Raw genomic sequence first — 11,611 nt, 5'->3', positions numbered from 1 at the left:
CCACCAACATGACCAGAATTATCAATAATTTGATAATACTCTTCTGTTTCATTTACTACGTCGTATGTTTTTCCTGTAGTTAACATATCAGAAACTTTGAACTTATCTGCATCAGTATGTGTAACTTCTACTCTCTTTATAACGTGATTATCTTTCCAAGTTTCATGTAACATATTTTAAACGCTCCTTTAATTCACTGTATCAAATGTAATTGTAATAATAATACCTGTTAAATCTCGTATAAATAATGAAATTAAACCTGCTTCATGTTGAATGATGTGATGTTCAATTTCGATTTCTTTAACGTGATTCACTATTTTTTCAAAATGATCTATATCATCTATAGAGACTGCAACTCTTTCAATAGGTGGATTTAAAGATTCAATAGCATTTGGATAATCTATTAAATGTAGTTCCCCACCATTTCCACCTGCACCTACTTTAAAGACTAAAGCTGACTCATCATCTATTGTCTTGTATTCTGCAAATAATTGCAACTCAAAAATATTTTTTAAAAGTGAGCCAGTAGCTTGTGTTTCAGGTGATTTAATCATAACTGGACCAATCCCTTGAATTTGATGAATTGGACTTATAGGACCATCATCGTATGCAGTACCAAGTGGTACACCCGCATTTAGTTCGTCTGAGATAATATAAAAAGCATGTCCATTATTATCATAAAACTTAAATAAGTGTTTACCATTGAGTTGTTGAACAGATTCATAATTAACTTCATGTTTATCAAACTGTTGCTTATATTCGTACAAAGCTAAATCAGTCGGCACTCGTAAAGCGATACTATGAAAATGAGTATCTATTTTTTCTTGGTCACCTTGGTATTGCTTAAAAATAAGTCTTGTACCTGGTGCAAGATTTGCATCTCCAACATGTAAAATATTTGTTTCATTGTTAATTAAAGTATTAAGCCCTAAAATATTTTTATAGAATGATTCTGTTTCGTTTAAATTATAAGTCGATAAAGTCACACTTCTAAGTCCATTCATGAATATCTCTCTCCCATTTATGAAGTCTAGTAAATTATACCAAATATATTGAAACAATGACAAATCAATCAAATTATAATTACGATACAATTTGTAAATTCTGATTGAGCCGAGTAATTAATGACTTACCAATCTTATACATCGGACGACACTTTAGAATTGTACTTATACTTTTTATTTGATAATTATAACGATTTTGTAAGTGCGGACGCCTGAGGGAATAGTATGCGTGAGAGACTACAGGCTCGAACCATACCCTCTGGCAAATGCACGTACAAAATCATAATATTTTATAAAAAATAAGCATATCACTGTAAACTTTAAAAATCAGTTAAGTGATATGCTTATTTGTTTTGAGTTAGGGTTTATGCCCCAACCTTATCTATAATTAACTTTCTAATAATAAATCTTCTGGATTTTCGATTAAGTCTTTGATTGTTTTTAGGAAACCAACTGCTTGTTTACCATCGATAATTCTATGGTCATAACTTAAAGCGATATACATCATTGGTCTATTTTCCATGCGTTCTTTATCGATAGCAACTGGTCTTGTTACGATTGAATGCATGCCAAGAATTGCAGCTTGAGTACCATTGATGATTGGTGTAGACATTAATGAACCAAATACTCCACCATTTGTAATAGTAAATGATCCGCCCATCATATCATCTAATCCTAATTTTTTGTCTTTAGCTTTAACTGCTAAGTCTACAATGTCTTGCTCGATTTCTGCGAAGTTTTTCTTGTCACAATTTTTTACGATTGGAACAACTAATCCTTCTTCAGTAGAAACAGCAACACCAATATCATAGAATTGTTTTAAGATTAAATCAGTACCATCAATTTCAGCATTTACATCTGGATATTTTTTCAATGCAGCTACTGATGCTTTAGTGAAGAATGACATAAAGCCTAAACGAGTACCATTATGATCTTCTTGGAATTTTTCTTTTTTACGTTTACGTAATTCCATAACGTTAGTCATATCTACTTCATTAAATGTTGTTAACATAGCTGTATTATTAGATACTTCTAATAACTTTTTAGCAATTGTTTGACGTCTACGTGATAATTTTTCACGGACAACTGGTTTAGAAGGATTGTCATTTGATTTAGCTTGTGCAGGTTGACTTTTTTCAGCTTGTTTAGGTTGAGCAGGTTTTGATGCGTTTTCAACATCTTCTGGTCTAATTACATCTCCAGCTTGTGTTTTAACTTTACTTAAATCAATACCTTTTTCACGTGCTAATTTACGTGCTGAAGGAGTTGCTTGAACTCTATCATTTGATGAAGCAGTTTCTTCTTCTTTAACTTCTTGTTTGTTAGATGGTGCTACTGTTTTAGTAGCATCTTCTTTAGGTGATTCTTCCTGTTTTTCAGTTTCTTTAGAATCATTAGATGCAGGTTGTGCTTCTCCATCTGAAACGACTGCAATTACAGATCCAACTTCAACAGTTTCGCCTTCTTCAGCTTTTATTTCAGAAAGTACTCCTGCAACTTCTGAAATGACTTCTACGTTTACTTTGTCAGTTTCAAGTTCAACAATGTTTTCACCTTTTTCAACTTGGTCACCAACTGATTTAAGCCACTCTGCAATTGTTCCTTCTGTAATTGATTCTGCTAATTCTGGTACTTTTACCTCTGACATTATTCTTTTCCCCCTAATTATGTTTTAAAGCTTCTTCGATTACTTTGCTTTGTAGAATTTTATAAATTTCGCCATCGCCTTCTGCAGTTGAAGAACGAACTTTACGTCCATGATATTCAAGTTCTACTTTACGATTTTCTAGAATACTTTGTAGTTTTAAGCTTACAAATGACCAAGCGCCTTGGTTCTTCGCTTCTTCTTGAACCCATCTAACAGTTTCTAGATTTCTAAATTCTGATAGAACATTTGTTATCTCTTCTTTCGGGAAAGGATAAATTTGTTCTAAAGCAATTAAACAAAGTTCATCGTTAGGATTTTTTTGCAATTCTGTTTTTAAGTCAATAAACATTTTACCTGATGAGATTATAACTTTTTTAACTTTAGTTTTTTTGAAAGGTTCTACTAAAATAGGCTCAAATTGTCCTTTAGTAAATTCTTCAATTGGTCTTGAAACAATTTTATTACGTAACAAGCTCTTAGGTGACATTAAAACTAATGGTCTCATTTTGTCAGTATTTAAATATTTAGCGTGTCTTCTTAATAAATGATAATAGTTTGAAGCACTCGTTAAGTTAGCAATTGTCATGTTGTTCTCACCAGCTAGTTGTAAGAATCTTTCTAATCTTGCTGATGAGTGCTCAGGTCCTTGTCCTTCATTACTATGTGGCAAGAATAGCGCTAAACCACTCTTCTCACCCCACTTAGCATTACTATTAGCCATAAAGTTATCGAAAATCATTTGTGCCATATTTGCAAAGTCTCCGTATTGAGCTTCCCAAATATTAAATGATTGTGGATGATCTACGTTATAACCATATTCGAAACCTACGACTGCTGCTTCTGATAATGGAGAGTTATGGATATCAAATGATGCTTGACCGTTTGGCACGTGATGAAGTGGTATAAATAATTTTCCGTCATTTTCATCATGTAACACTGCATGTCTTTGAGCAAATGTACCACGTTCAGAGTCTTGACCCGTTAAACGAATTGGTGTTCCATTTTGTAAAATTGTTGCAAACGCTAATTGTTCAGCATGTGCCCAATCTACTAAGCCATCTTTTTCGAAAGGTTCACGGCGTCTATCTAATACTTTATTTAATTTTTTGAACACTGTGAAATCTTCTGGATAATCAAACATAGCTTCATTGATAGCTTTTAATTCTTCAAAAGTAGCATTTTGAAGCTTATAGTCTTGACCTTCACTAATTTTGTCAGGTAAAGTCATTTCCGGATTATCAATTTGTGCATCTTTATCTATTTTATCGTGTGCAGTTCTTAGTCTCTTAGAAACATCATCAAATATTTGATTCATTTCATCTTCAGAAATGATACCATCTTCGACAAGTTTTCTTCCATATAACAACTCAATAGAAGGATGTTCTTTAATTGCTTTATACATCATTGGATTCGTGATGGATGGTTCATCCATTTCATTATGGCCATATCTTCTGTATCCAACTAAGTCGATTACAAAATCTTTGTTGAATTTTTCTCTGAAGTCCATAGCCATTTCAATAGCTTTAACAGTTGCTTCAACATCATCAGCATTTACATGGATAATCGGTAAATCATAACCTTTAGCCACATCAGTAGAATAAGTAGTTGAACGACCATCAGTTGCTTCAGTCGTAAAACCAATTCTATTATTAGTGATAATGTGTAATGAACCACCTGTTGTATATCCATCTAAATTACTTAAGTTCATTGATTCGAAATTAATACCTTGACCAGGGAAAGCAGCATCACCATGTATTAATACAGCTAGTGATTTATTTACATCTTGACTAGGTCTACCAGCATCGATTGTAGTATCTTGGTTTGCTCTAGCTTTACCAAGTACAACTGGAGAAACGATTTCAAGATGACTTGGGTTGTTTGCTAACGTAATAGATTGTTCTATTCCATACTTGCTTGTTGTTTTAGTACCACCAAGGTGATACTTAACATCCCCAGTCCAACCAGCAGTAATTTCTAATGAACCATCTTTAGGTAAGAAGATTAAAGGATTTTTATGCATAAATTCAGAAATCATCATTTCATATGGTTTCTCTAACACATGTGTTAATACATTTAATCTACCTCTATGAGCCATACCAATTTGGATATTTGGTATGTTTGCAGCATTTGTACGTTTTAAAACACGTTGTAACATAGGTACTAATGTGTCCACGCCTTCAATAGAAAAGCGTTTTGCACCTACGAAATTTTTATGGATATATTTTTCAAAGCCTTCTACTTCGGCTAAGCTTTTTAATAATTCAAGTTTTTCTTCTTTAGTAATTTCAATAGTTTTAGTTGATTCTATATATCTTTTTAGCCATACACGTTCTTCATTATTATTGATATGTGTATATTCAAAAGCTATAGGACCTTGGTAACATGAAGTCATATATTCAATTGCTTCATATGCATTATTAAATTCACCATCAAAATGATCTGATACGATTACAGATGGAAGTTTTTCAAGCGTTTCTTTTGATAGTCCAAAGTCTTGATGTGTTAATTTAGGTACGTTTTTTCTTTCTGGACGGTATACTGGATAAATATCGGCAGTTAAATGTCCATACTGTCTGATATTATCAATTAAACGCATTACACGTTTCACACTTGAGTTGTCCACCCCAGTACTTGATTGTAGGCTAGCGCCTGTGTTGTTACTAGTTAATTCATCGAATAACACTTGCAAGTCTTCTGGTACTGACTCTGGATCATTAACGTAATTATCATACATTTCTAACATTAACCCTAAGTTAGTTCCAAATCTTACAGGTGCTTCGACATGATTATCATTCTTCATGTTCCACCCTCCAAGAAAATTATAAACCGTTTACATTTCCATTTTAGCACTTAACAGTATTGAGTTAAAGGCTAATTTGACATTAAACACACTTATTTATTTATAAAAGATTCTTTAAATACAACTGAGATTTTAGTGTATTCATTTACGACACTATCTACTTTCACAGTACCATCATAAAAATTGACTAATTTCTTAGCAATTGATAGTCCTAAGCCATTCCCACCTTCTTTTCGTGAACGTGATTTATCAACTCGATAAAACCGATCAAATATAAAATCTAGGTCCTTTTTAGGTATACCCATTCCGTGGTCAATTATATCAATTGTGATATTTCTATTTTTAAGATTTGTGTTAATCTCGATGTTTTTATTTTTTGTGTCATATTTCATAGCGTTATCTATAAATATCAATAACATCTGTTCAAAATGAAATCGATTAATATTCATCCTAATTGCTTTGAAATTTGACTCAAAGTTAAATGTATAGTCTGGATGTAATGTTTTTAATGATTTAATTCTTGAGCGAATTTCATAATTTATATCTACAATATCTATTTCATCACCCGTACTAGAACGGGCATCTTTTGATAATAAAAGTAATTCTTCTACTAGTTTTGTAATACGCGTCATTTCTTCAATCGAAATATCTAAAGACTCTTCTAATACTTCAGGATTATTCTTACCCCATCTTTGAATAAGATTTAAATGTCCTTGAATAATTTGAAGTGGTGTTCTCAATTCATGAGATGCATCTTCAACAAATTGCTTTTGCTGATTAAAAGAAACTTCAAGTTGTTCCATCATATTGTTAAAAGTATGAATCATATCATCAGTTTCTTCGTAGTTAGTTGGAACTTCTAGTTTTTCTTGGAAGCCATCACGACGTATTTGCTTCATTTTATCGGATAAAATCGTGATTGGTTTAGTGATTTGTGTCGAGAATATATAACTAATAATCGCAATTAACAATAAAGCAATAAATCCAAATATTGTAGCCAAAATAATCATGAATTTAATAATAGCATTGTAATTATCGAGTGGATGAATTATAGCTTCATAGCCACTGAAATAGCTTGTGTTTACTGGCGTATAAATGACAATATAAGATCTATTATCTTTGCTCGTTTCATAAAGTTTATGGTGGCTTACTTTTTCGAATTTCGGTGTATAGTCTAAATTGTTATTATGTGTTTCTTCGAAAATAGGTTTGCCAAATTTATCATAAAGTACTATTTTTTGATTATCAGTAATTGTAGCGTTTATATCATTTGAAGTTATTTGACCTAATGTTTTAGTCTTCAATAAATTAACTGTGTCATATGCACTTCTTGTAGCTACACTAGTTTCTTGATCTTTTAAATATAAGCTTATGAAATAAATAATGAACATACTAAATAAAGCGAATATTATAAAGGTTATTGTCGTGGTGAGCATCATCCATTTTGTTTTTAATGATTGCTGTTTCATGATCTAATCACATATCCCACTCCTCTAACCGTTTCGATGATGTTCTCTTTTTTGTACGGTTTAAGTTTATTTCGTAAATAACGAATATACACATCCACGACATTCGTTTCAACTTCAGATTCATAACCCCAAACGTGATTTAATATTTGTTCTCTCTGTAGAACGAAATTTTGATTTTGAGCAAGTAATAATAATAATTCGTATTCAGTTTTTGTTAAATCCACATTTTCACCTTGAATTGAAACTGAAAATGCATTTTTATCAATAGTTAAATCATTTACTGTTATTGTGTGACTCACATCTTCTGTAGTTACGTTTCTTCTAATAATCACACGAATTCTTGCTAATAATTCTTCTATATCAAAAGGTTTAACAATATAGTCATCCGCTCCATAATCAAGCCCGATAACTTTATCGTAAGTGTCACCTTTTGCCGTAATCATAATAATAGGTGTTTCTTTTTCACGACGAACACGTCTGCATACTTCTAATCCATTCATTTTTGGCAACATGAGATCAAGAAGAATACAATTATAATCTTCAGATAAAGCTTGCTTAAGACCACTTTCTCCATCATTACATATTTCTACTTCATAATCTTCATGCTTAAGTTCTAATTCGATAAATCTAGCTAAATTTTGTTCATCTTCTATGATGAGTATTTTTTTCATAACTGCACCTCGTAATAATTTATAAAAATTTTTCTATTTAATTGACAATCATTCTCAATTGAGTATAATAGTAATTGAAAATGATTATCAATCAACTAAAAGAGTTCCCCCTCTATTTAGAAGGTAACATTTTCATGTTTAATAAGTTCATTATATATGAGCAGAACTATTTTATCATTTAAAATAGTATAAATTTCAAATAACTAATTGACATTCATTCTCATTTGAGTATAATAGTAATTGAAAATGATTATCAATCAACTAAAAGAGTTCCCCCTCTAAGTATGGATTGAACATTTTCTATAACCCCCTTTTATGCCCATAAAAGTAAAACACCCAAGTGATTCTGTCCAAATCACTTGGGTGTTTTTTTCTTATGTGGTTCAATTTTTAAGCCTAATTTATAACTTAGCTCTTAACATGCTTTGAGTTAATAGAATACAAATGACACCACCAATTATACCTGCAATGATGTCAGTTGGATAATGTACGCCTAAATATACACGAGATGAAGAGATCATTGCTATACATACGAGGCACAATCCGATTAAATATGGTTTCATTGTTTTGTTGGATATTCTATATAGAACATAAATCAATGATCCAAAAAAGGCGGTAGATCCCATGGCATGTCCACTTGGAAAACTAAATCCAGAAATATCTATAAGTCTCAATAAAGTTGGTCTTTCTCTATCGAATATATTTTTAAGAAGTGGATTTAAAGTACCTGATAATATCATTGTAATTGCAAAAAATAATGTCTCTATGTTATATTTTTTTAATTTCAAGTAGCAAATTACTATCAATGATAGAGCTATCATTGCCCAAACTTCTCCTAATTTTGTAAAACCAAGCATAATAGAAGTTGTGATAAAACTTTCTGTTGAATATATAAAATTATAAACTTCATTATCAATCCACTTACCTAGTCTTGATTCATGAAAGAAAGCTATAACACCAAAAATCAAACTGAAAATAAGTATTAATAATGTACGATTAGCTTGGCTCATTCGATATCCCCCTTACTTTAAGTCTTCTTCTATTTTATTAAATAATGTTTCTTTAGTATAACTTTCTTTGAAATGAGACATTTTGTCAATAATGTCATCTCTTTCATTTTCTAATTTGTCTAATTGCCTTACTAAATTTGATTGATTAACATCTTTTTCTTGTAATACTTTAGCATAGCCTTTTTTCTCGAAAATCTTAGCATTATCAATTTGGTCACCTCGAGATTGATCTAATCCAAGGGGTATTAATAACATTGGTAATTTTAAAGTTGCGAATTCATAAATTGCATTTGCTCCTGCTCTACTAATAACAGTATCTGTAATAGCATAAAAGTGCATCAGTTCATTGGAAACAAATTCATATTGAACATAATTTTCATTTTTGATTGTTTCATCAAGATGACCTTTACCTGTTAAATGTATAATTTGATATTTTTTAGTTAAATATTCAAGATTTTCTCTAATTGCTTTATTAAGTGCTTTTGAACCTAAACTACCACCCATAATTAAGAGAACGGGAAGTTTCGAATCAAATCCTGTTAATTTATAGCCTTCTTCTGTAGAGCCATCTCTTAAATCTTCTCTAATAATGGCACCGATATAATCAGATTTATCAGTAGGGACATATTTTAATGTTTCTTCAAATGTTGTATACATTCTTGTTGCAAATTTCATAGCAATTTTATTAGCTAAGCCTGGTGTAACATCAGATTCATGAATAATTGTTGGTATTTTCAATGATTTTGCAGCCATAATGACCGGTACACTTACGAAACCACCTTTTGAAAAAACAAGATCAGGTTTTTCTTTCTTTAAAACCTTTCGAGCATCTAATACACCTTTCATAACTTTAAAAATATCTTTTAAATTTTCAAAAGATAAATATCTTCGAAGTTTACCGCTTGATATAGCAATATATTTAGTGTCTTTTGCAGAATTCGTAATCATTTCTCTTTCTATACCATTTTTGGAACCTATATAAATCGTTTCAATGTTACGTTTTTTTGCTTCAGGTATAAGTGCTAAGTTTACAGCTACATGTCCAATCGTACCGCCACCGGTAAAAGCTATTTTCTTCATTATTTATTTCTCCTCATTTTCTATCAATTTATAATAAGCATAAAATGGTGCATTTTTATCAAATGGAAATTCATCTGTTTCATATTCACCCATTTTTATAAAATCAAATTTATTAAACAATTTTTGTGCTCTTTTATTTAGCGAAAAAGTGTCTGTTAACACGATTGATAGCTCATTTTGTGAAGCATAATCAAGAGCGAATTGCATCATTATTTGTGCAATTCCTTTATACTCAGGATTCGTTGCCATTCTGTGTATAACAAGTGCATTTTCAGTACTTACTGGCCAATCAAATTGTTGATACCATTCTGCTTGTACTTGATTAATGCAAATGTAACCTACTATTTCATCATTCACTTCATGTAAATAAAGATGCCCTTTATCAATATCGTCATAGAAATCTTTTTCTATAGGATATCGATGATCCCATTGTGGATTTTGATCAGCTGACATAATAGATTTAGCCATCTCTGTAAGTTTATTTATGTGAAGTATATCTGCTCGTGTTGCTGTTCTCATTTTTACTTACCTCCATCTACTTATGAATGTATTTAATAGCTTCATCTAATTGTTTATCTTCACTACGTATTTTTTTACGTAATAATTCTATGAATTTCTTAGTAGTGTCGTCTGTAAAGATACCATTTGATTCTAATTTATGATCATTTTGGAATGCTTTTACATTACTTTCTAGTTCATTATCGAATTTTCCATTTTCATTGCTAATATTATACCCTAATGCTTCCAAACCAATCTTAATTGATTTAATCTCTTTTGAATTATCATTTTTTTGATAAGTTTTACTTGGATCGATGATTTCTATCTCTTCATATTTTGGTGCAGAGATTTTTTTATCAGGTTTAATCCCTTTTTTATGGATATATGATTTATTAGGTGTTAACCATCTCATGTTCGTATATTTAAGTATACTTGAATCATTAAATTCCTTATGGACTTGTCCAATCCCTTTACCAAAAGTTGTAGTGCCTAGGACGTCTGCAATTTTGTAATCTTGTAAAGCTCCTGCGAATATTTCTGCAGCGCTTGCGGATCCTTTATTAACTAATACAGAGTAATCCATATCGTCAATTCCTGACAATTTTTTATTTTCAGTTTCTACTGCTTGAGGTTTGTCACCTTTAGTTTCTAAATAAATAACTGGTTTACCTTTATCTACAAATAAATTAACACTTGTAACAACTTCATCTAATAACCCGCCTGGATTATTTCTTAAATCTAGTACAACGTGTTTTACGTTATCTTTTTTAGCTTGTTTTAGGGCTGATTTTAATTCTTTAGTTGTTTTATTTTGGAACTTAGAAATGGCAATTACGCCAGTATCTTTCTTTTTAGTATAGTCAACACTAGTAACATGAATTTTATCTCGTTTAATATCTACATCAAAAGGTTCTTTTCCTTCTCTTTTAATAGTTAATGTAACAGTTGAGCCTTTTTTACCACGTACTTTTTCAACAATTTCATTTAATGATTTATTTTTGATAGATTTGTGGTCAACTTTTGTAACGATATCTAGTGGTTGTATACCTGCTTTTTCTGCAGGTGAATCCTTCATTGGACTTGTAATTCTTACAAAACCTTCATGTACTTCCATTTCTGCTCCTATACCAACAAAATCACCTGAGATTTCTTCGTTGTAAGATGTTGTTTCTTTAGCAGATATGTATTCACTATAAGGATCATCAAGCGATTTAATCATACCGTCGATGGCACCTTGTGTTAATTTATCATCATCAACGTCTTTATAATAGTCTTCATCGATTTGTTCATATGCTTCTTCAATTTTATTAAGACTTTTTTGCTTGTCATTACCAAAATTTAATCCGAATTTATAAGAGGCGAATGTCACTACAGATGTTAATAATACAGTAACAAATAATATAATTAGTAATTTATATAGTGGCATTGTAA

General features: G+C 31.0%; 10 protein-coding genes. All 10 read right to left on the bottom strand.

Annotation, left to right across the window (positions count from 1 at the left end; all coding sequences use genetic code 11):
* Positions 1-173: DUF6501 family protein (locus CD129_RS06480; RefSeq protein ID WP_126577738.1), on the bottom strand; the 173-nt coding region annotated here is incomplete at its 3' end.
* 15 nt (positions 174-188) lie between these two features.
* The gene (locus CD129_RS06475; protein ID WP_115337463.1) at positions 189-1,004 is read right to left on the bottom strand and encodes a VOC family protein; all 816 of its coding nucleotides are present in this window, start codon (positions 1,002-1,004) and stop codon (positions 189-191) included.
* 388 nt (positions 1,005-1,392) lie between these two features.
* Positions 1,393-2,652 carry a 2-oxoglutarate dehydrogenase complex dihydrolipoyllysine-residue succinyltransferase gene (gene odhB / locus CD129_RS06470; protein WP_115337462.1) on the bottom strand — a complete coding sequence of 420 codons (1,260 nt, stop codon included), beginning with the start codon at positions 2,650-2,652 and terminating at the stop codon, positions 1,393-1,395.
* Positions 2,653-2,665: 13 nt separating this feature from the next.
* Positions 2,666-5,452: a 2-oxoglutarate dehydrogenase E1 component gene (locus tag CD129_RS06465; protein WP_115337461.1), complete on the bottom strand. Its 2,787-nt coding sequence runs from the start codon at positions 5,450-5,452 to the stop codon at positions 2,666-2,668.
* A gap of 92 nt (positions 5,453-5,544) precedes the next feature.
* Positions 5,545-6,921 carry a HAMP domain-containing sensor histidine kinase gene (locus CD129_RS06460; protein ID WP_078358153.1) on the bottom strand — a complete coding sequence of 459 codons (1,377 nt, stop codon included), beginning with the start codon at positions 6,919-6,921 and terminating at the stop codon, positions 5,545-5,547.
* A complete protein-coding gene (locus tag CD129_RS06455; protein WP_115337460.1) occupies positions 6,918-7,592 on the bottom strand; it encodes a response regulator transcription factor in 675 nt (224 codons plus the stop codon). The genes CD129_RS06460 and CD129_RS06455 overlap by 4 nt, the downstream gene beginning before the upstream one ends.
* Before the next feature lie 401 nt (positions 7,593-7,993).
* On the bottom strand, positions 7,994-8,602 hold the full coding sequence (locus CD129_RS06450; protein WP_115337459.1) for a phosphatase PAP2 family protein: 609 nt from the start codon (positions 8,600-8,602) through the stop codon (positions 7,994-7,996).
* Positions 8,603-8,614: 12 nt separating this feature from the next.
* Positions 8,615-9,682: an undecaprenyldiphospho-muramoylpentapeptide beta-N-acetylglucosaminyltransferase gene (locus CD129_RS06445; RefSeq protein WP_115337458.1), complete on the bottom strand. Its 1,068-nt coding sequence runs from the start codon at positions 9,680-9,682 to the stop codon at positions 8,615-8,617.
* A 3-nt stretch (positions 9,683-9,685) separates the two neighbouring features.
* Entirely contained in the window at positions 9,686-10,201 is a 516-nt protein-coding gene (locus CD129_RS06440; RefSeq protein WP_115337457.1) for a GNAT family N-acetyltransferase, read from the bottom strand.
* 16 nt (positions 10,202-10,217) lie between these two features.
* Positions 10,218-11,611, bottom strand: a 1,394-nt coding sequence (locus CD129_RS06435; protein ID WP_126577737.1) for a S41 family peptidase, incomplete at its 5' end; no start/stop codon positions are given.

This window comes from Mammaliicoccus fleurettii (assembly GCF_003970575.1).
Classification (GTDB): domain Bacteria; phylum Bacillota; class Bacilli; order Staphylococcales; family Staphylococcaceae; genus Mammaliicoccus; species Mammaliicoccus fleurettii.
This window is presented reverse-complemented; position numbering and strand designations above follow the sequence as displayed.